We start from the raw sequence: 20,410 nt of genomic DNA, 5'->3' as shown, positions 1-20,410 counted from the left end.
GTGCTCGAAAAGGGCACTCATTTGATACACATTTTTTATAAGCTCATTCGAAAATCTAGTTATTGCCATTTTTATTCGAGTTTCTAGTAAGCCCTATAAACTATAGGAATGCGAAGTACATTTTCTTATCGTTCCGCCTTATTAATACTGCTTTTAGGTATATTTACCTATCTTTATGGTTTGGATAGCCGATTTGCCCCTAAAAATGGGGACGAATACCCCTATATGCATATTGTGCGCATGACTGCAGATACGGGGCACTGGCTACCGCTCCAATCGCAAATGGATGGCATCAAAAACACGAAACCCCCACTCATTTTTTGGCAGGGTATTGCTAGTACCCAATGGGCAAGCGAATGGACTCTAGCTAACTTGCGTTGGCCCAGTGTTTTATATACAGCGCTCACAGCATTTTTCTTATTTTTGGCGGTGCGTCGTTTCAGTGGCAAAACCCAAACTGGATTACTGGCAGCTTTAGTTTGGCTTTCTTTTTTTGCAACCTATCGTTACGGTCGACCCTTCTTGGCAGATCCGCCAGAAGTATTTTGGATTTCGCTCCCATTCTTTGCAATCTTGTATTGGGGCAAGAGTGCATTTGAGTCTAAATTCTTTTTCCCGCTCTTTGCAGGTGTCTGCTTGGGTTTTGCTCTATTTGCAAAATCGTTCGCTTACATTGCTCCAGCCTCATTTGCTTTGGGACTCTATTACTGGCGCTGGCGTCGGTGGAGTATTTCGCAAGTGCTGCTCAAAGATCTCTATAAAGTAATTATGATTGCCGTACTTGCCCTTGGCGTATTTGCCGTGTGGTTTGCTATGGATCCAAACCCAGAAGCCGTTTGGAAAGAATTCGTTATTGGTGAGAATGCTGGTAAGTTTGCCGCGCGTCAGTCCAATTACTTGATGGATATGCTACGGGGTGGTGACAGCATATGGCTCTTAATACTCACTACGATTGCCAATGCCGGATTATTTAGTGTTGTGTTGATTTCCGCTTTGATTCAGTGCTGGCACAAACGCCGTTTTCTTAACCTTGAAGAAGTTCTTTTGCTCTTATTGATTGCTGCATTCTTCATCGTATTTAGCTTGCCTAGCCAGCGCTCTGGTCGCTATCTCTTACCTGTAATGCCGGCCTTTGCTGCGCTGATTGCCTTGTATTGGGATAGATTGCCTTTATGGGGATTTAGGATTGCTTTGTTTTTGCAGTTGCTAGTGTTATCGATCTTGCTTTGGATTGGCATCAATCTGCAGCTTTCACAATTCATGGGAGATGCAGGCGCTTGGACTTACTCCAATTGCCATTGGGTTTTGATGTTGGCAGGAATTGTGCTTGTCTTGCTTGGTTTATTGAAGCGAACCCTCACCAAAACCTTTTCTTTAGCGGCTTGCTTTTTAGTCTATTGCGCCTTAACCAGCAGTCTTGCTCCACTAGAGGGGAGCTTAGGGCGCTACTCCGCAGAAACGATTGCTCAGTTACAAGATAAAGATGTTTGGATTCCGTGCGACTATCGCGCTAAGGATGAGGAATATCGTTTATTAATTCCGGGCGCAAAACTGCATGGGTATTTGGCAAAAGATGCTGCTGATAGTGCAACCCTGGTGTCCACTTATCCGCTGGTAGCAGTGCATGCACCATTAGGTATTCAGCCTACTCTTTGTGATTCTTGTCAGATTGTTGGGCAAAGAATGGAGATGAGGGCGCGTCACTCCAATGAAGAAATTCAACAAATGTTGATGGGGCAGATTGGAAAGTATTTATTTGTTACTGAGTATTTGGTTTCTACTCCAGCCTCTAATCCGGATTTATCAAACCAAAAGGATGTTTGTAGATGAGTCGAGTCATTGCCCTTTGTTTTTTATTGCTGGCTGCGGTGATTGGCTTTCTACACATAGATAGTCGTCCGGTGTGGGTGCCATTTGTGGTTTCTCCATCTCCTGTTAATGAACAGCTTGACGAGTCTATAAGCGCCAAAGTAATCCCTTTAATAAAAGTCAGCACACCCACGCCTCAATCTAATTGGCTGCCTGATACGGGCATGCCCTCCGTGCATGCTGCATCTCTGATTGCGCTCAATGACGGCGCAGTACGTGCATTTTGGTTTTCTGGAAGTCGTGAAGGCGCTGCTGACGTATCTATCTATAGCTCTGTGTATGACGCGAAGTCTGCAAACTGGAGTGCGCCTACGGTTGTAATGGATCGCATTGGCGCAGAGCGGGGCTTGTCACGCTATATTGCCAAGCTGGGCAATCCTGTTCCCGCTAGATTGGCAGATGGCCGTATGCAATTATTTTTTGTGACGGTTTCTATAGGCGGCTGGGCGGGCAGTTCAATTTCTGCAATCACTTCGGATGATGAGGGTTTAACGTGGAGCAATCCGCAGCGCCTCATTAGCTCACCTTTACTTAACTTAAGCACCCTTGTTAAATCTCCCGGTGTTGCCTATACCGACGGACTCTTGGGTATACCTGCGTATCATGAGTGGATAGGGCGATTTGGAGAATTTCTGAGGGTCGATGCGGGACGGGTAATCGATAAACGTCGCATGAGCTCTGGGCGCAGTGCTATTCAGCCCTTGGTATTTGTAAATGACGATCAGGATGCCAGCGCCTATTTCCGGCAAACGCGCAGCTCCGGATTGCCAAAACAAATTCCTGTGAGCCACACCCAAAATGCGGGTCAAAGTTGGCAACAGTCAGAAGATTTAGCGATTGCTAATCCGAATTCCGCTGTTGCTGGGCTAGCCCTAAAAAGCGGCGCACGTATTTTGGTCTTAAATAATATTGAAAATGGCCGCTATCGTTTGGTCCTGCTGATGAGTGATCCCAAGGTAGGGCAATGGCAAACCGTTGAGGTAATCGAAGACGATGAGGCTTTGCCTGATTCTCAGCGTAAAGAATTCTCGTATCCATACTTGATTACTGTTGATGGTGATGATGCGCACTTGGTATACACCTGGGATCGCAAAAAGATTCGACATCGCTATTTTTCCAGCGCTTGGTTAAAACAGGCTTTTGGCAAGATTCAGACAGAAGCGCGAGCGCAAGATAAATCACAAGAAGAAACTGCCTCAGGTAAGGAGGTTCAATAATGAATTCTTTAATGCAAACCTTGGCCTTAATTGAGCTGTCTATTACCTGTGCGGTAGTCTTTATTTGGGCGCTGCAAAAGCTCTCTCCAAATCCACTACCCTTTGTTGTAAAGCTATTTTTAGCGCTCTTAATTGGCAATCTTTTATTTTGGCCACTAGGTATGGACTTGCCTCTAGTCGCTTATGTACGCGGTGTCACTGGTGATTTGAGTGCTGTTTTGACTTTATTGCTGTGGAGTTCATTGCTGCCTTCTCATAAACCGACGCCGCTTATATTTAAATTTGCAGTGGCAATCATTGCATTTTGTTTTTATCCTTTTGCCTTGGGCTTGGGAATGATTGATCCGTATGCCTGGGGCTATGGATCCATTGTGTTTCTGCTTGTGGTGCTATTGCTTGCTTTGATCTGTGGGTTGGCTAATTGGAATAAGGGCGTTTGGATTATCTCCCTTGCCATCATTGCATGGGCCGCCCATTGGCATGAGTCAGCCAATCTCTGGGACTATCTGCTTGATCCAATCTTAGCAATTTGGGCAATATGTGCCTGCATTGGAATGATGTACAGAAGGAAAAAAGATAAAGCCCGCTCTGGTTATCTCTTTAGACCAGGTTAATAGAGTCAAATGCATAGAAACAAAAAAACCAGCATCTGCTGGCTTTTTCATTGGTGCATTCAGTGCTGCAATCGATGCTTAGTCCGCAATATTAGACTTGCGAATGATTGGACCCCATTTATTAATTTCAGCTTCAAGGTGTGACTTAAGGCCAGTAGGAGTCATCTTCTCCGGTGAGACGATATCAATATTGGCATCGGCTAAACGTTTTTGTACATCAGGAGTATTAAGTGCCTTTTTCAAAGCGGCATTCAATTTATCCAAGATTGGTTTTGGAACGCCTTTTGGTGTGTACATGCCGTGCCAAACTTTCACTTCAAAACCCTTAAGGCCTTGCTCATCCAATGTCGGGACATTAGGAATTGCTGGTAAGCGTTTTAAGGTGGTTGTGCCGAAAGCCTTTACTCGGCCATCCTTGATGTAAGGAATAGTTTGAGTAGTTTGATCGCAAAGAAGATCTACTTGACCGCCTAACAAGTCAGTCAAAGCAGGGCCAGTTCCTTTATAAGGAATATTGGTCAGCTTCACGCCGATGCGACTCTGAAACAGTAGTCCGCATAACTGAGACACTGCACCAGGTCCGGCATTTGCCATGGTCACCTTAGAGCCATTAGCCTTGATGTAGGCTTCGAGCTCTTTAAAGTTGTTTGCTGGCAAATCCTTTTTGCCCAAGAGCACCATTGGTACATCAGCTACTTGACCGATGTATTCAAAGTTTTGCAAAGGATCGTATGGGAGCTTGTCGTACAGCGCATTAGCAGTTGCCATTCCCATGTGATGCAAATAGATGGTGTAGCCATCAGGAGCTGCACGAGCTACTTTGGTAGAAGCGATTGTTCCGCCAGCGCCGTTGACGTTTTCAACCACTACAGTTTGTCCTAGAGTTTGACCCATTGGCACAGCAATCAAGCGAGCCACTGAGTCTGTAGGGCCGCCAGCGGCAAACGGAACAACTAGTGTGATCGATTTAGTAGGCCAATCTTTTTGAGCGAGGGCGCTGGTACTAAGGAATGCGCCAACTGTTAATGCAGCAGCGATTCCTGAAAATACAAATTGCTTCATTTTCATTTTGGTCTCCATCTTGTTTTTATGTTGACCAATTTTGCCAGTTTTATAACTTTTTCAGCAATAAAAGACCCTAGTGTTTACCAGTAATTGCCAGAGTCCTTTGGGCTAATAAAACTACTGGACGATCGATCATGCGGCCATCCAGTTTTACTGCGCCGCCTTTGGAGGTCTGATCGGCTTCAATAACACGCTTGGCCCAGGCCAGCTCTTCCTCTGTAGGGGTAAAGGCTTTGGTCACAATACCCACTTGCTTGGGGTGAATGCAGAGTTTTCCGCCAAAGCCCATGCGTTTTGCACGCTCCGCATCATCCGTAATGCGTTCAACATCATCGGTAGAGGGTGTAACCCCATCAATAGGAGGGGCAATTTGTGCCAGTCGAGATGCCAAGACAATTTGATAGCGCGCCATTTGTAATTCGGTTTCTTGACGATCGCAGATCATGCCCAGATCAGCTTGTAAATCCAAATTACCTAAGGCAAGGCGAATGACTTGATTAGAGCTTGCAATTTCTTTTAGTTGATCCAAGCCAATCGCAGTTTCAATCATCGGGATGATCGCAGTATTGGGTAATATCAAGGCGGCACCATTAATTTGGTCGTGGGATTCGCTCTTTGGAATTAATAAGCAGGCAATCTGCAATTCTTGAGCCAAGATTAAATCGGCAGAATAAAACTTGGTACCGGGTGCATTGGCACGAATCACTAGACGCTTCTTTTGCTCGGGGCTAAAGCTAGGCCACGCAGCACGAATGGCATCACGCGCATTGGCCTTATCTTCTTCAGGCACAGCGTCTTCTAGATCTAGGACAACACCGCTCGCTCCGCTATCAAGGGCTTTTGCAAAACGTTCGGGGCGCGTGCCTGGTACAAAGAGAAAGTTGGTACTAAAGCCTAGGGGCGTTTCAAGTGGATTCATAAATAAGTTTGGAATTTGTTCGCGTTCAGTTCGATGGAAGAAGAAAGCCTATCTTGGCTTGTTTGCGGATATTCCACAAGAGATCAATGGCTTTGCTCATCTCCGCTGGGCTAGCACCATTGCTAAAAGCAGCAAGGCGCATAGCTTTATCGGTAATTTCGGCGCGAGAAAGGGTGTTTCCGGGATCTCCTTTGGGTTCATCAACGCGACCCTCCAAAACTTGGCCATTATTAAGATGAACTTTAACTTTACCAATCCAACGTTGTGGATAAGCGCCATCGACTTCAGGATCTAAAGTCATCGATACGCGCTCACGGAAGGCGCAGATCTCATCATCATGAAAGTGCTGGTCAAATTCTTGTAAGCCGGCAAATTGGTAGTGGGCAACTAAAGCCAAGACAGTGCCCATGGAGAACTTCGATTGGTGCACGGTCGCTGGATCAGTCACTGGGCCTAAAACATCAATAGCACCTTGGTGAACAAGCGTTTCTACTTTGGCAATATCACCTGGAGAAAGTTTATTCACCAGCATTACTTGTAGCAAAGCATCTGCGGCAGGGTGTGTATGGCGGCATGAGGCGTAGTACTTAAAGCTCGTCTCTGCTAAAGCCCAGCGACTGCCTAAACGGTCAATCAATTTACTGGGATCGCTATCGCTAGACATGCCTGCAGCTAAGCCTTGCTTGCCCTCCAAAATATGTTCTGCTCCCGTAAAGCCAGCCTGCGCAATATAGGCAGACATTAATCCTGTGGAAGCAGCATGTGCAGTATGTAGTTGCTTGGAGTCTGCTGCATCACGCAGGAACTCCCAAAGACCGGCTGACTGCGTACCCGCAGAACCAAAGGCATTGAGCATTTGCTCTGGGTTGAGTTTTAGTAGGCGCCCAACTGCTGCTGCCGCTGCCAAAGTGCCCGCTGTACCGGTGGTGTGAAATACCTTGTAATGCGAGCGACCTAAAAATTCTCCTACCCGAATGCCTACTTCGTAGCCCGCCACTGCAGCAACCAATACATCTTCACCAGAAGCACCAATGGCTTGAGCACAAGCAAGTACAGGTGGAAAGACTACGGTTGCTGGATGAAAAACTGAGCCATTGTGAACGTCATCTTGTTCGGCAACGTGGGATGCCGCAGCATTAGCCATTGCTGCTAAAAAGGGGCTAGACGTTTTACGTGATACTAAAACCTCTGCAGGACCCATGTGCGCATCACTAAAACCGCCCATATTTTGTGCAAATTGCGTAATGAGTTCAACTGGGCGAGATCCTTTGCCAGCAATTGCCGAGCCAAGCCAGTCAACCAATAGGTCTTCGGCACGGTTCATCACATCAGCTGGAATATCAGCAGCTTTTAGATTGGCTGCAAAGCACGCTAGTTCACGAGAGAAGTCTTGAGTAGTCATGAATAAAAATCTTTAATGAATTAAGCTAATACAGCAGTAGCTTGCATCGTGAGCCAGCCTTCATGATCTTGCGCCCAAATAGAGATGGTCTTTCCACTAGGATCTTTTTCGAGATCAGGCTTGGCGTTTACTTTGAAGATGTTGATATCGAAAGTAGGGCGTATGGCGCGGAACTCAAAGCTCTTGAGCTTGCAGCCGGGAATGCTTTGACGAACTAAGTCAACTAGCAGAGTTGCAATCAAGGGTCCGTGCACGATTAAGCCAGGGTAACCTTCAACCTCAGTCACATACTTACGATCGTAATGAATGCGGTGACCATTAAAAGTTAAAGCTGAATAACGAAACAGAAGTACATCGTCTGGAGTGATGGTTTTGCCCCACTTGGCATCTGTAGGCGCAGGTGTAGGTGCAGCGGGTTTGTCGTCAGGACCTGGGGCATCGCGATAGACGATGTCGTGTTCTTCGATAATTGCGAGACCATCTTGATTGGAAATCTTGTGATTAACCAATACAAAAATCAAATCGCCTGTCCGACCCGCTTTGTGAGTGACGGACTCAATCGTAGATACACGTTCAATCTCATCGCCAACCGCCAGGGGCTTTAACCATTCAATACGGCTGCCTGCCCACATGCGACGTGGTAACGGTACAGGCGGTAAAAAGCCGCCACGTTTTGGATGGCCATCGGGGCCAATTTCAGATTCGCGAGCATGCGGCAGGAAATACAACCAGTGCCATAGCTCAGGCAAAAAAGTACCCTGGCTTGGCGCAGCATCATCGCGGTCTAAAGTTGCTGATAGTGCGCGTACAGGGGCTGCTGTGACAGTATCCTGAAGAGACTCGGATTTACCAAGCCATTCTTGCAGGTGGGTGATGGTTTGAGGTTCGATTCGCATAGCTCCCATTATGCCAATCCTGGAAAAAATTCACCCCAAAAATCACCCTATCAATATAGAGATGTAATGAAAGAGCAATCCGGCTAGTGCTGAGCCGCCTAATACTGAGAGAACGCCTTTTTGAAACTTAAATAAGGCTAACCCAGCTAAAGCGCAAATGAGAATGGAGACCCAAGAAATCGAGCCGCTAAAGCCCCTTGGTAAAAATACGTGATAAGCAAAGAAGAGGCCTAGATTGGCAATAACGCCAACAACTGCAGCGGTGATTGCCGCGAGTGGAGCGGTAAATCCAAGCTTGCCATGAGTTGATTCAATTAATGGGCCGCCTACTAAGATAAAAAAGAAAGAGGGTAGGAAAGTAAACCAGGTGGCAACGCACGCGCCAATCACTCCAAACCAAAATGGATTGGTATTGCCAATGAGATGCTGAATGTGCCCAGCAAGGTAGCCCACAAAAGCTACCACCATGATGAGTGGGCCAGGTGTAGTTTCACCAAGCGCTAAACCATCAATCATTTGACTAGCGCTGAGCCAATGGAAGTGATCTACAGCGCCTTGATATACATATGGCAAAACTGCATAAGCACCACCAAAGGTGAGGAATGCCGCTTTGGTAAAGAACCACGCGATATTGGGGAATAAAGTCTTCCAGCCGAAAATGGCTACTAAGGCAGCAATCGGTAGTAACCAGCAGGTAGCGGCAACTAGGCTATGGCGAATCGTTTTTGAATACGAAAATGTAGCGTGCTCTGGTGTTGGTGTGTGATCATCAATGTTGGCGCTGCCATATTGTTTTGATTCTTTTCCATCATGCCCACCATCTTGTTGGAAATATTCTGGGTAGCGCTTGCCTCCCCAGTAACCAATGGTAGCCGCAATGGCAACAACGATTGGGAAAGCAAGATTCAGAATGAAGATCGCCAGAAATGATCCCAGAGCAATCCACTGCAGTGCTTGGTTATGAATAGCGCGCTTACCAATTCGCACTGCGGCGTGAAGAACAATTGCGGTGACAGCAGGCTTAATGCCAAAGAAGACGGCGGCGATCCATGGAACTTGTCCAAAAGTAAGATATACCCAAGACAAGCCAATCAAAATAAATAGCGAAGGCAAAACAAATAGCGTGCCCGCCAGAATACCGCCCCAGCTGCGATGCATAAGCCAGCCAATATAAGTAACTAGTTGTTGGGCTTCTGGCCCAGGCAGCAGCATGCAGTAGTTGAGCGCATGTAAAAAGCGCCGCTCGGAAATCCAGCGACGCTTCTCAACTAACTCTTGATGCAGGACGGCAATTTGTCCTGCGGGGCCACCAAAACTAATGAAACCCAGCTTGGCCCAAAACTTCAGGGCTTCACGCAGGGTGACTGATGCGGGAACGCTCAAACTTCGTCCATTCCACCCACAACTTGGCTAAAGCCGTTATCAACGTAAATGATTTCAGCAGTGATCCCGTTAGCTAAGTCAGATAATAAGAAGGCAGCAGTGTTGCCCACATCATCAATCGTCACGTTACGACGTAGTGGGGCTGTTTCTTCAACGGCTTGCAAAATCTTGCCAAAGCCTTTGATGCCTGAGGCTGCCAAAGTTTTAATTGGGCCAGCAGAGATGCCGTTGGCACGAATGCCTTTAGGGCCAACTGAACCTGCGAGGTAGCGAACAGAAGCTTCGAGTGATGCTTTTGCCAAACCCATAGTGTTGTAGTTAGGAACATTCTTCATGGAGCCTAAATACGTCAACGTGAGCAATGAAGATTTATCACGCAACATCGGAAGCGCTTCTTTTGCCATGGCAGGGAAGCTGTAAGCAGAAATATCATGCGCAATCTTGAAGCCTTCACGAGAAAGTCCTTCTAGGAAGTCGCCAGCAATTGCCTCACGTGGGGCAAAGCCAATGGCATGAACAAAACCATCAAACTGAGGCCAGGATTTGGCTAAATCTTTAAAAAGGGCACTGATTTGCTCGTCGCTGCCGACATCACAGTCAAAAATCAGTTCGGTATCGAATTCTTTTGCAAAATCAACGATGCGGTCCTTAAAGCGCTCACCTACATAGGTAAAGGCTAGTTCAGCCCCTTCACGGTGACAGGCCTTGGCGATGCCGTACGCGATAGAGCGGTTTGAGAGGAGGCCGGTAATGAGGATTTTTTTGCCGGTGAGAAAGCCCATGTTGTGTCCTTTGCTTCAAATATGATTAGCTATCTACAATTGTTGCATATATGCCTACCCTGAAACCCATTCGCCAAATTGCCCATTTCTTGCTGCTAGCCCTGCTAGTGGGGCTTGGCGCGAATATGGCACAGGCAGGGCAGGGAATTGCACAGTACGGGAAGCCTAAGTATCCCGACGGATTCACTCATTTTGACTACGTCAATCCCAATGCACCACGGGGTGGAACGCTCACCTTGCCAAATCCGGGCCAAAGAACCAGTTTTGATAAGTTCAATCCATATACATTGCGAGGGGTAACAGCTCCAGGCATTGATTTGATGTTTGAATCTCTAGCTGAAGGAAGTGCCGATGAGGTATCGAGTATTTATGGCTTGCTAGCAGAAGACATTGACGTTGCTAAAGATCGTAAGTCAGTGACTTTTCGGATTCGTCCAGAAGCAAAGTTTTCAGATGGAACTCCAGTATTAGCAGCAGACGTTAAATATAGTTTTGATACTTTAATGAGTGGCTTAGCCCACCCACGTTACAAAACCACTTTTGCAGATGTGAAACAAGCGGTGATTGTTTCTGATCGTATTGTGCGGTTTGACTTTAAAAACAACAATACTGAATTACCAATCATGGTCGGTACATTGCCCATCTTTTCGCGGAACTGGGGTAAGCGTCCTGACGGTAGCATGATTGCATTTGACAAGATTGCCTTTGAGACGCCTATTGGTAGCGGTCCGTATTTAATTGAGTCCTTCAAGGCCGGTAAATCGATTACCTATAAAAGAAATCCACAGTACTGGGCTGATCAGCTAAGTAAACCATTAAATGTGCGTGTGGGTTTTTATAACTTTGATCGCGTTCTATATAAGTTGTATAGCGATGATGCTGTCAGGCTAGAGGCCTTTAAAGCAGGGGAGTTTGACGCTCTGGTGGAGTACCGCGCCAAGATTTGGGCTAAGGGATACGTAGGCTCTAAATTTGATAACGGCATACTCCTCAAGAAAGCTTTCATCAATCACAATGGTGCTGGTATGCAAGGCTTTGCCATGAATGTCCGCAAACCTAGCTTGCAAGATCCGCGCGTTCGTCAAGCATTGGGCTTAGCTCTGGATTTCGAGTGGCTCAATCGTCAAATATTTTTTGATCAGTACGGTCGCATCAACAGCTTCTTTACTAATAGCGATTTAAGTGCCAACTATGATGGCCCACGCAAACCTACTGAAGCAGAGTTGAAATTACTCAGACCGCTTAAGGCTAAATATCCACAGTGGGTTCCCGATGCTGTGTTTGGCCCAATGCCTGCGCCACCTTCGACAAAGTCACCGGGCAGCCTTCGTCAAAATCTACGCCAAGCACGAGAGTTGCTCATGCATGCTGGTTGGCAGTATCGCGACGGCGCTCTGCGCAATGAAAAGGGTGAACCGTTTCGGATTGAGATGGTTGAGAACGGTGGATTTTTCTTGAGAGTCCTTTCTGCTTACGGGCGTAATTTAGAAAAGCTAGGCATCCAGTTAGATATCCGCACTAGCGACTTTGCCTTGTATCAAAAGCGCATGGATGAGTATGACTTTGATATGACCACCAGTCGTTTTCCTGATTCTCAAAATCCTGGCAATGAATTGTGGGACCGCTTTGGCAGTCAAGCAGCCAAAACAAAGGGTTCGGACAATATCATTGGAATACAGTCGCCAGTGGTTGACGCTTTAATAGATGAGATTACAAAAGCACAGAATCGCGAAGAGTTGCGCGCTGCCTGTAGGGCGCTAGATCGTGTTTTGTGGAATAGCTATTACGTCATACCCCAGTGGTACAACCCCACGCATCGTATTGCCTTCCGTACCGAGATGCGTTACCCAGAACCACCTCTGTATTACCAAGCTGAGCCTTGGATTATGCAAAACTGGTGGAAAGAAGAGGCTAAATAATGCAAGGACAAATGCGCGCGTATATCTTCAAGCGTTTGCTGCTCATGATTCCTACCTTGTTAGGCGTGTTGACGCTGACCTTTGCCGTAGTGCAATTTGTACCGGGCGGTCCAGTTGAGCAAATGGTCTTGGAGTTAAAAGGCAAAGGTGATGCGGCAGTTGGAGGTACAGAATCTTCTGGCGCAGGCGCAACTTACCGCGGACGTCAGGGGATTGATGCGCAGCGCTTGGAGGAAGTAAAAGCCTTATATGGCTTTGATAAGCCACCACTCGAGCGTTATTTCATGATGTTGGGTCGCTTTGCACGCTTTGATTTGGGACAAAGCTATTACCAGCATGAAAGTGTTTGGGGTTTAGTGGTTTCTAAATTACCGGTATCGATTAGCATCGGTCTATGGACCTTCTTCATTACGTATTTAGTATCGATTCCTTTGGGCATTGCAAAAGCAGTACGCGATGGCTCACGCTTTGATGCTGTTACCAGCAGCATGATTCTGGTGGGTTATGCGATTCCAGGTTTTGTGCTGGGAGTCTTGTTGCTGGTGCTCTTTGGCGGCGGCAGCTTCCTGCAGTTGTTTCCACTGCGAGGGCTTACCTCAGATAACTGGAGTGATCTGAGTTTGATTGGTAAGGTCATGGATTATTTGTGGCACTTGGTATTGCCGATTACTGCATCTGTTCTAGGTAGCTTCGCAGTAGTGACTATGCTGACCAAAAACTCATTCCTAGAAGAGATTCGTAAGCAGTATGTTCTCACTGCAAGAGCAAAAGGCCTGTCTGAAAAGCAAGTTTTATGGAAGCACGTTTTCCGCAATGCGCTCTTACCGCTAGTTACGGGTTTCCCAGCAGCTTTTATTGGGGCGTTCTTTACAGGTTCGCTGCTGATCGAAACCCTGTTCTCATTAGATGGTCTTGGCTTACTTTCATATGAGTCGGTGATGCGCCGTGACTACCCAGTCGTGTTTGGTACTTTGTATTTATTTACCTTGATTGGTTTATTCACGAAGTTAATTTCTGATCTTTGTTATGTTTATGTAGACCCACGCATTCAGTTTGGTGCGGGAGGGGGCTCATGAGTCGTTGGCATCGCTTTAAAAACAGTCGCATGGGATACGCAAGCCTGTGGATCTTCATGGTCCTATTTGGCTTATCGATGTGCGCTGAGCTCATTGCCAATGACAAGCCTTTAGTGGTTCGTTATGACGGGCATTTCTATTTCCCAATCGTGAAGAGTCAACCAGAAACGGTCTTTGGTGGAGACTTTGCTACACCAACTGATTTCTTGGATCCAGACATTCGTCACAACATCACTAGCAATGGTAATTGGGCGATTTATCCACCGATTCACTATAGCTATGAGACTCTAAATTACTTTTCTCAAGTCCCCAATCCTGCGCCGCCTTCCTGGGAGAACTGGTTGGGTACCGATGATCGTGGGCGCGATGTATTGGCTCGCCTGATCTATGGTTTCCGCTTATCTATTCTGTTTGGTTTAGCGCTCACCATTGTTGGCGTGAGTGTAGGCATCATCACCGGATCCTTGATGGGATTCTTTGGCGGTAAGTTTGACTTGGTCTCGCAGCGCCTGATCGAAATCTGGTCAGCTATGCCTGAGCTCTACTTGCTGATCATTTTTGCTTCAATCTTTAATCCTAGTGTTTCATTACTGATTATTCTGTTGGCAGCATTTGGATGGATGGGTTTATCGGACTACGTCCGCGCAGAATTTTTCCGCAATCGCGCCTTAGAGTATGTGCGTGCAGCCAGAGCATTAGGTCTGACCAATGTGCAGATCATGTGGCGCCACATACTTCCCAATAGCTTGACGCCAGTAATTACCTTTTTGCCATTCCGTATGAGTGCCGCCATTCTGTCTCTGACCAGCTTGGACTTTTTAGGTTTAGGTGTTCCTCCTGGCACGCCAAGTCTTGGTGAATTACTCTCACAAGGCAAAAGTAATCTTGATGCTTGGTGGATTTCCTTATCTACCTTCGTTGTTCTTGTCGCAACCTTATTGCTCCTAACCTTTATGGGTGAGGCCTTGCGCAATGCATTTGATACTCGCAAGGCTGGCGTGATGAGTGGGGGTCGCTCATGAGCACAACTTCAAACCAAAAACCCTTATTGCGCTACGAAGATTTGTGTATTTCTTTTGGTAGCGGGCGCAGAGAAAAATTTGCTGTTAATCATCTCGATTTAGAAATCGGTATTGGTGAACGGGTTGCCTTAGTCGGGGAGTCTGGCTCAGGCAAGACGCTCACAGCATTAGCGCCATTGCGACTCGAGCCGGAAGGTGCCAAAGTTTCCGGAAAGATTCTCTGGGACAAAAAAGATGGGAAGGGCGCAGTGGACTTGCTCTCAATGCTTATGCAAGATATTCGGGAGATCCGTGGTCGTGAAATTGCCATGGTGTTTCAGGAGCCGATGACCGCGCTGAACCCCTTATTCACAGTAGGCAATCAAATTATTGAGGCGGTGCAAATCTATCAACCTCTGATCTCTAAAGCAGATTCGATTGATGCTGCAATTGATTTACTCCGTAAGACCGGCATTCCTGAGCCCGAGAGACGCTTTCATTCTTATCCACATCAACTATCTGGTGGCCAAAGACAGCGCGCCATGATTGCTATGGCATTGGCATGTAAGCCACGCTTATTAATTGCGGATGAGCCAACTACTGCTTTGGATGTGAGTTTGCGTTTGCAAATCTTGGATTTGCTCAAAGAGCTCCAAGAGGAATCTAAAGATCATGGCGGTATGGGGATACTCCTCATCACGCATGATCTCAATCTGGTAAAGCACTTTGCACAGCGTGTAGCTGTTCTCAATCAAGGTAACTTGATGGAATCTGGATCAACCAAGCAAGTGTTTGAGCATCCTAAGGATCCATACACGCGTGCCTTGGTCAATAGTGAGCCGGTGCGTGACTTAGCGCCGCTGATGCCTTTGGCTCCGGTCCTGTTAAAAACAGAAGAGCTCTCGGTTGCTTACCCAAGCTCAGAGTCCTCTTCTTGGTTTAAAAAAGCACCGTCACATAAAGTATTAAAAAAAGTCTCCTTTTCCCTAAAGCAAGGCCAGACCATTGGCGTGATTGGTGAGTCAGGCTCTGGCAAGACTACATTGGGTATGGCGGTGCTGGGTTTATTGGGTGATAGCGCTGCAGAAGTTACCGGCAATGTTGATGTACTCGGTAGTGACTGGCAGAAACTCAAGCCGATTGAGAGACGTGCAATGCGTTCAAGCTTGCAGGTGATCTTTCAGGATCCATTTGGATCACTGTCACCGCGCATGAATATTATGCAAATTGTTTCTGAAGGTTTGGATGTGCACTTTCCAAAACTATCTTCTGCAGAACGCGAGGCACGTGTAGTCGATATGCTTAAAGAAGTGGGTTTAGATCGTTCAGCGCTTCTACGTTATCCCCATGAGTTTTCTGGTGGACAGCGTCAACGGATTGCCATTGCACGCGCACTCATTTTGCGTCCACAGATTTTAGTTTTGGATGAGCCGACATCTGCCTTGGATGTGTCGATTCAAAAGCAGGTGCTTGCACTCCTCACAGAGTTGCAGAAGAAATACAACCTGGCTTACCTCATGATTAGTCATGATTTAGCAGTGATTCGAGCAATGTCACATGAGGTGATGGTTCTCAAGGGTGGCAAGGTAGTGGAGTTTGGCGATACCGAAACCCTCATCAAACATCCCCGTCAGACCTATACCAAAGAGCTTTTCGCGGCTGCTGAGCTGGCCTAGACAGGGGCTGAGCAAAGGCCAAAAATCCCCCTCTAATGGGCTAATTTGGTGCATCCGCCCTGATTTAAAGCAAATTTACCTTAATAAACAAAGACTTAAGGCTATATTGAAGGCTTGGTTAATTAAGGGTTTTTTGTTAAACTGGTTAAATGTCATTGAAAAAAGCACTGCTTTTAAAAGTACTGGCCCTCGGTATGGGTGCCGTTGTCTCTGTATCCGCCTATGCGGTTGATTCAGTGGCTGAGGCGTCTGCTGAAACAGCAGTTCCGAAAGAGAGCATGTTCCAAGCGGGGCGCTCTTACATCGCTCGCGTTTCTGATCGCTTGGCCGATACCGTTACCGGCAAATCCGATGAGTTAATTAACCGCGCTATGGAGGTGATTGGCGTGCGTTATCGCTGGGATACTGAATTACCGCAATCTGGTTTGGATGGCAGTAGTTTTGTTGGTTACGTTTTCAAAGACAAGCTGGGTTTCTTATTGCCGCGCAAGTCGACTCAAATGAGTCGCGTCGGTAAACCAATTACTCGTGAAGAATTACAACCAGGCGATCTCGTATTCTTTAACACCATGCGCCTCACTTTTTCTCATGTGGGAATTTATGTGGGTGACAACAAATTCATTCATTCGCCTTCTAAAGGTACCAATGTTCGAGTGGACGATCTCGGTAGTCTTTACTGGGATAAACGCTTTGATGGCGCACGTCGCTTGGATGGTAGCGACAACCTTGATGACTCAGAGCGTCAAGAACTTCTGAACGAAGTAAAAAATCTCAAGCGTAAGTCACGCAGTCTTTAATAAGGACCCTACGGGCTCTAGCCTTACGGCAGTTAGCCTGCCGCCTTTCAGCTACCAGCCTTTCAGCTTCTCTTTAATGAATCCCATCTGCTCTTGTGCTGCGGCTTCGCCAGCGAGAATGGCAGCATTTCTGGATCTGAAATCACCGCTACTCATTTGTTTGAGTTGAGGCTGAATCACGATATCAGCACTTTTAAGTTCATACTGATTAATACTTCGCTGCATGATGGAAATGGTTTGTTGTAATACACCTAGAGTTCCGCTGGCATCTTGATGTACTGGCTCAGATGAAATATTTACAGCGATCACTAGTGTTGCACCCATTTGTCTTGCATAGCTTACCGGAACGGGAGCAACCAAGCCGCCGTCCACATATTCTTTGCCGCTAATGACTGCTGGCTGAAATACACCAGGCACACTACAAGATGCGCGTACTGCCAAACCAGTATTACCCGTTCTAAATAAGATACCTTTGCCTGACTGTAATTCGGTTGCAACAATTCCCAGGGGAATGCGCATTTGCTCAATCGATTTATTTTGAACTTCACGGTTCACCATATTTTGTAGGGCATCACCTTTAATAAGTCCGCCAAATCGTCCTGCAAAGGGCAGCCCCCAGTCGGCAATCGTGGCTTCATCCAGATTTAGGGCTAGGCGATTAAGTTCGTTGCCGGTGGCTCCCGATGCTAGGAGGGCGGCTATGACGCTGCCTGCGCTACTCCCAACAACGATATCAGGCCGGATCCCTTGGGCTTCCAGAGCTTTTATAACGCCCACATGGGCAAAGCCTCGAGCTGCACCAGCACCCAAAACCAATCCAACCACTGGTTTCTTATTGCCAATGAGGCTGCAAGAGCTCAGACCTACGCCCCCAATAAGGGTGCTCATGCCAATTCCAAGGCCCAAAAGTCTGCGGCGCTCCATGGAATCAGGCGTATTTGGCGTGGATAGAGGGGGTTTAGTGGAATTCTTATGCATGTGGCTATTGTATTGAGCCTACCTTATAATGGGCGCAAGGTGAACGAAAAGGACTTCGTTTCAGCGCGGATATATCCCAATAAGAACTGATGAGATGGGTTGTCCGTAGTCGCTAGAGAACACCAAAACCCATTACTAAATACATTTTTAAAGCCTAATCAGGATTGCTCCTGGTAGCCCGAATTTTATGGACGATCACAATAAGCGTGTAATTGAAACAGCCCTCCTATGTGCGCAGGAGCCACTCACCGTTGCTGATTTGTCTCGTCTATTTGTAGAAGAGATCACGACGGCAGATATCGACGAAGCATTAATCGAAATCCAGCGTGCTTGGGATGACAGGGGTATGGAATTAGTCCATATCGCAACCGGCTGGCGTTTTCAGAGCCGCCTTTCCATGCGTGAGTACCTTGATCGCCTCACACCAGAAAAGCCGCCAAAGTATTCCCGTGCAGTGATGGAAACTTTAGCCATCATTGCTTATCGTCAGCCTGTAACACGTGGTGAGATTGAAGAAATTCGCGGTGTTGCGGTGAGCAGCAACGTGATGAAGCAATTAGAAGACCGTGGTTGGGTGGAAGTAATTGGTCATAAGGAAACAGTTGGTCGCCCAGGTTTGTACGCCACCACTAAGCAGTTCTTGGATGATCTCAGCCTGACAAATTTACAAAGTTTGCCGATCTTAGAAGATGCCGCACCAATGGCTGCTGCAGCGCAGTTGGGTCAAGCAGTAATGGAGTTTGATCCATCCGCTACTGTAGAGACGGTAATTATTGATGCTGAAGCACAAGAAGTTAGCGAGACTGAAGAAACACTAGAAGTAGAAATATCCGAAATCACTGTAGAAGAAACAGTTATTGAAGTGACAGAAGAACTTAACGAAGAAGTTACCCCTGAGTCTGAAGATAAACCAGACGAAACAAAATAATCATTAATGACAAGCTCTAACGAAAACGATTCATCCCCGGTAGTAAATCCATCGGCAACCACATCTAAATCAGACGCAGCGCCATCAAATGCTGATGGCCAGAAGACTGAAGGTGGTGAGCGCACGGAACGTGGTGATCGTCGCCCACGTCGTCAAGGCGCAGGTGGCAGCAAACATCCATTTAATAAGAAGCGTCCTTTCAACAAGGATCGGCCACGCCGCGAAGGTGGTGAAGGCAATGGCCCTCGTGAAGGCGGCAACAATCAAGGCAATCAATCTTCCAAGCTAGCCCCAAATGCAGCAGAAAGCGAAGCTTTATTTGCTTCAGTTGTATCTGGTGAATTTGATGCTGCTTTGGATGCGCCTGAAGTCGAAGAAGTTAAAAATCCTGATGGCGTGAATGAGAGTGAGATCTCCCATCAAACTGGTGCTGAGCGTCGCGCACAACGTGCTCAACGTTCACGTGAGGATGAAGATTCGGATGCGCCAACAGATGAAGAAATGAGCAGTTTGCAATTCGCAAACGTTGATGACCTTCCACTCAGTTTGCGTGATGAAGTTTGGTCTGACCTCGATGGTTTAGATGATGATGCTGATGATGAAGATACTGTTAAGTTACATAAGGTATTAGCTGACGTTGGTATGGGATCCCGTCGCGATATGGAGGACTTGATTATTCAAGGACGCGTATCAGTTAACGGATTACCTGCTCACATTGGTCAGCGCATTGGACCAACAGATCAAGTGCGCATTAATGGCAAGCCGGTCCATCGCAAGATTCAGACTAAGCCACCACGCGTCATCATGTATCACAAGCCGGCTGGCGAAATCGTGAGCCAATCAGACCCAGAGGGTCGTCCAACCGTATTTGATCGTTTACCAAAGCCACGTCAGGGGCGTTGGATCGCTGTAGGTCGCTTGGACTTTAATACTGAAGGTCTTTTGTTATTTACCACTTCTGGTGAATTAGCGAATCGTTTAATGCATCCACGTTATGGCGTCGAGCGTGAATACGCAGTGCGTATCTTGGGTGACTTGAGCCAAGAAAATACTTCCCTATTGAAGAGCGGTATTACGCTTGATGATGGCCAAGCTAAATTCTTACGTCTAGCAATGGGCGGTGGCGAAGGTGCTAACCGTTGGTATCACGTTGCATTAAACGAAGGCCGTAATCGAGAAGTGCGTCGTATGTTTGAGGCGGTTGGTCATGTGGTGTCCCGCCTAATCCGAACTCGTTACGGCATTTTCTTATTACCCCCACGCTTACGTCGTGGCAAATGGGAAGAGATTGAGGCTGGCGGCATCTATAACTTAATGAAGTCTGCAGGCTTAAAAATGCCTCAGCCACAAGATAAGGGCCGCAACCCTAATCCTAATAATCGTGATCGTCGCCCGATGGGTGAGGATTTCCAACCGGATCCAATGCAAACCTCGGTTTCTTACTGGGGTTCGCGTGATGCCTTAACCCTTGCCAGCGGCCACAATGGCTTAACGCACCAGGGTAGAGGCGGCAAACCCGGTGGTGGCGGTGGTTCTGGCGAAGGGCGCGGTCCTTTCCGTGGTCGTACCCAAGGCGGCAGACCTGGCCAAGGTGGCCAAGGTGGTAGAGGTGGGCAGGGCGGTCAGGGAGGACAAGGTGGCCAGGGCCAAAATCGCAGCAAAGGCGGCAAAGTTCACCATGGTCAGTCCGCTTTTGTGACTGGCAACCCCCAAAGTCCTGGAAATGGCCCTAAACGAGGCGCACCAAAGGGGCGCAAACCCTTCAATAAAGGGCCTAGAAAACCGCGTAATCCGGGCGAAAGCTTCTGATTTGTATCGGTTTTCTGCTAAATAGGCTATAATTTTGGTCTTGCAGCAGGGGTTTTGCTGTTTTGAGTAGTTACCGACT

General features: G+C 47.2%; 17 protein-coding genes. 10 read left to right on the top strand and 7 right to left on the bottom strand.

What is annotated here, in order from left to right; genetic code table 11:
• Positions 1–108 precede the first annotated feature (108 nt).
• From ICN18_RS05910 to ICN18_RS05900, 3 genes are read left to right on the top strand one after another with little or no spacing between them, the layout of a single operon-like run.
• On the top strand, positions 109–1,830 hold the full coding sequence (locus ICN18_RS05910; protein ID WP_216189592.1) for an ArnT family glycosyltransferase: 1,722 nt from the start codon (positions 109–111) through the stop codon (positions 1,828–1,830).
• Positions 1,827–3,086: a sialidase family protein gene (locus ICN18_RS05905; protein ID WP_216189591.1), complete on the top strand. Its 1,260-nt coding sequence runs from the start codon at positions 1,827–1,829 to the stop codon at positions 3,084–3,086. The genes ICN18_RS05910 and ICN18_RS05905 overlap by 4 nt, the downstream gene beginning before the upstream one ends.
• Positions 3,086–3,700 carry a hypothetical protein gene (locus tag ICN18_RS05900; RefSeq protein WP_216189589.1) on the top strand — a complete coding sequence of 205 codons (615 nt, stop codon included), beginning with the start codon at positions 3,086–3,088 and terminating at the stop codon, positions 3,698–3,700. Before ICN18_RS05905 ends, ICN18_RS05900 begins: the two co-directional genes overlap by 1 nt.
• A gap of 78 nt (positions 3,701–3,778) precedes the next feature.
• Here the strand turns inward: ICN18_RS05900 and ICN18_RS05895 are convergent, their stop codons facing one another.
• The 6 genes from ICN18_RS05895 to fabI all read right to left on the bottom strand — a co-directional run bounded on the left by ICN18_RS05895 (position 3,779) and on the right by fabI (position 10,147).
• Positions 3,779–4,768 carry a tripartite tricarboxylate transporter substrate-binding protein gene (locus ICN18_RS05895; protein ID WP_216189588.1) on the bottom strand — a complete coding sequence of 330 codons (990 nt, stop codon included), beginning with the start codon at positions 4,766–4,768 and terminating at the stop codon, positions 3,779–3,781.
• A gap of 70 nt (positions 4,769–4,838) precedes the next feature.
• Positions 4,839–5,684: an HpcH/HpaI aldolase/citrate lyase family protein gene (locus tag ICN18_RS05890; RefSeq protein WP_216189587.1), complete on the bottom strand. Its 846-nt coding sequence runs from the start codon at positions 5,682–5,684 to the stop codon at positions 4,839–4,841.
• 25 nt (positions 5,685–5,709) lie between these two features.
• The gene (locus ICN18_RS05885) at positions 5,710–7,086 is read right to left on the bottom strand and encodes an MmgE/PrpD family protein (protein ID WP_216189586.1); all 1,377 of its coding nucleotides are present in this window, start codon (positions 7,084–7,086) and stop codon (positions 5,710–5,712) included.
• A 20-nt stretch (positions 7,087–7,106) separates the two neighbouring features.
• Positions 7,107–7,991, bottom strand: coding sequence for an HTD2 family dehydratase (locus ICN18_RS05880; RefSeq protein ID WP_216189585.1), 885 nt, complete (start codon positions 7,989–7,991; stop codon positions 7,107–7,109).
• Between the two features lie 33 nt (positions 7,992–8,024).
• Positions 8,025–9,365 carry a chromate efflux transporter gene (gene chrA, locus ICN18_RS05875; protein WP_216189584.1) on the bottom strand — a complete coding sequence of 447 codons (1,341 nt, stop codon included), beginning with the start codon at positions 9,363–9,365 and terminating at the stop codon, positions 8,025–8,027.
• Positions 9,362–10,147: an enoyl-ACP reductase FabI gene (gene fabI / locus ICN18_RS05870; RefSeq protein WP_216189583.1), complete on the bottom strand. Its 786-nt coding sequence runs from the start codon at positions 10,145–10,147 to the stop codon at positions 9,362–9,364. Before fabI ends, chrA begins: the two co-directional genes overlap by 4 nt.
• Before the next feature lie 50 nt (positions 10,148–10,197).
• Between fabI and ICN18_RS05865 the strand changes: the two genes are divergently transcribed.
• The 5 genes from ICN18_RS05865 to ICN18_RS05845 all read left to right on the top strand — a co-directional run bounded on the left by ICN18_RS05865 (position 10,198) and on the right by ICN18_RS05845 (position 16,616).
• Positions 10,198–12,066, top strand: a complete 1,869-nt coding sequence (locus ICN18_RS05865) for an extracellular solute-binding protein (RefSeq protein WP_216189581.1) — start codon at positions 10,198–10,200, stop codon at positions 12,064–12,066.
• Positions 12,067–12,077: 11 nt separating this feature from the next.
• Positions 12,078–13,142, top strand: a complete 1,065-nt coding sequence (locus tag ICN18_RS05860) for a microcin C ABC transporter permease YejB (protein WP_216189579.1) — start codon at positions 12,078–12,080, stop codon at positions 13,140–13,142.
• Positions 13,139–14,164: an ABC transporter permease gene (locus ICN18_RS05855; RefSeq protein ID WP_216189578.1), complete on the top strand. Its 1,026-nt coding sequence runs from the start codon at positions 13,139–13,141 to the stop codon at positions 14,162–14,164. The genes ICN18_RS05860 and ICN18_RS05855 overlap by 4 nt, the downstream gene beginning before the upstream one ends.
• Positions 14,161–15,819, top strand: a complete 1,659-nt coding sequence (locus ICN18_RS05850) for an ABC transporter ATP-binding protein (RefSeq protein ID WP_216189577.1) — start codon at positions 14,161–14,163, stop codon at positions 15,817–15,819. Before ICN18_RS05855 ends, ICN18_RS05850 begins: the two co-directional genes overlap by 4 nt.
• A 149-nt stretch (positions 15,820–15,968) precedes the next feature.
• Positions 15,969–16,616, top strand: coding sequence for a C40 family peptidase (locus ICN18_RS05845; RefSeq protein WP_216189575.1), 648 nt, complete (start codon positions 15,969–15,971; stop codon positions 16,614–16,616).
• 51 nt (positions 16,617–16,667) lie between these two features.
• Here the strand turns inward: ICN18_RS05845 and ICN18_RS05840 are convergent, their stop codons facing one another.
• The gene (locus ICN18_RS05840; protein WP_216189574.1) at positions 16,668–17,594 is read right to left on the bottom strand and encodes a patatin-like phospholipase family protein; all 927 of its coding nucleotides are present in this window, start codon (positions 17,592–17,594) and stop codon (positions 16,668–16,670) included.
• A 187-nt stretch (positions 17,595–17,781) separates the two neighbouring features.
• Here ICN18_RS05840 and scpB point away from each other — a divergent pair, with 187 nt between their 5' ends.
• A complete protein-coding gene (gene scpB, locus ICN18_RS05835; protein WP_216189573.1) occupies positions 17,782–18,522 on the top strand; it encodes an SMC-Scp complex subunit ScpB in 741 nt (246 codons plus the stop codon).
• Positions 18,523–18,528: 6 nt separating this feature from the next.
• Complete coding sequence (locus ICN18_RS05830) at positions 18,529–20,331, top strand: pseudouridine synthase (RefSeq protein WP_216189571.1); 1,803 nt, start codon at positions 18,529–18,531, stop codon at positions 20,329–20,331.
• Positions 20,332–20,410 lie beyond the last annotated feature (79 nt).

Source organism: Polynucleobacter parvulilacunae, assembly GCF_018881715.1.
Taxonomy (GTDB): domain Bacteria; phylum Pseudomonadota; class Gammaproteobacteria; order Burkholderiales; family Burkholderiaceae; genus Polynucleobacter; species Polynucleobacter parvulilacunae.
This window is presented reverse-complemented; position numbering and strand designations above follow the sequence as displayed.

What these genes read in the sequence shown, in the direction of transcription:
- ICN18_RS05830 (WP_216189571.1), top strand. Translation starts at nt 18,529, where the DNA reads ATGACAAGCTCTAACGAAAACGATTCATCCCCGGTAGTAAATCCATCG.
- ICN18_RS05885 (WP_216189586.1), bottom strand. Translation starts at nt 7,086, where the DNA reads ATGACTACTCAAGACTTCTCTCGTGAACTAGCGTGCTTTGCAGCCAAT.
- scpB (WP_216189573.1), top strand. Translation starts at nt 17,782, where the DNA reads ATGGACGATCACAATAAGCGTGTAATTGAAACAGCCCTCCTATGTGCG.
- fabI (WP_216189583.1), bottom strand. Translation starts at nt 10,147, where the DNA reads ATGGGCTTTCTCACCGGCAAAAAAATCCTCATTACCGGCCTCCTCTCA.
- ICN18_RS05840 (WP_216189574.1), bottom strand. Translation starts at nt 17,594, where the DNA reads ATGCATAAGAATTCCACTAAACCCCCTCTATCCACGCCAAATACGCCT.
- ICN18_RS05890 (WP_216189587.1), bottom strand. Translation starts at nt 5,684, where the DNA reads ATGAATCCACTTGAAACGCCCCTAGGCTTTAGTACCAACTTTCTCTTT.
- ICN18_RS05850 (WP_216189577.1), top strand. Translation starts at nt 14,161, where the DNA reads ATGAGCACAACTTCAAACCAAAAACCCTTATTGCGCTACGAAGATTTG.
- ICN18_RS05910 (WP_216189592.1), top strand. Translation starts at nt 109, where the DNA reads ATGCGAAGTACATTTTCTTATCGTTCCGCCTTATTAATACTGCTTTTA.
- ICN18_RS05855 (WP_216189578.1), top strand. Translation starts at nt 13,139, where the DNA reads ATGAGTCGTTGGCATCGCTTTAAAAACAGTCGCATGGGATACGCAAGC.
- ICN18_RS05845 (WP_216189575.1), top strand. Translation starts at nt 15,969, where the DNA reads ATGTCATTGAAAAAAGCACTGCTTTTAAAAGTACTGGCCCTCGGTATG.
- ICN18_RS05900 (WP_216189589.1), top strand. Translation starts at nt 3,086, where the DNA reads ATGAATTCTTTAATGCAAACCTTGGCCTTAATTGAGCTGTCTATTACC.
- ICN18_RS05905 (WP_216189591.1), top strand. Translation starts at nt 1,827, where the DNA reads ATGAGTCGAGTCATTGCCCTTTGTTTTTTATTGCTGGCTGCGGTGATT.
- ICN18_RS05880 (WP_216189585.1), bottom strand. Translation starts at nt 7,991, where the DNA reads ATGGGAGCTATGCGAATCGAACCTCAAACCATCACCCACCTGCAAGAA.
- ICN18_RS05865 (WP_216189581.1), top strand. Translation starts at nt 10,198, where the DNA reads ATGCCTACCCTGAAACCCATTCGCCAAATTGCCCATTTCTTGCTGCTA.
- ICN18_RS05895 (WP_216189588.1), bottom strand. Translation starts at nt 4,768, where the DNA reads ATGAAAATGAAGCAATTTGTATTTTCAGGAATCGCTGCTGCATTAACA.
- ICN18_RS05860 (WP_216189579.1), top strand. Translation starts at nt 12,078, where the DNA reads ATGCGCGCGTATATCTTCAAGCGTTTGCTGCTCATGATTCCTACCTTG.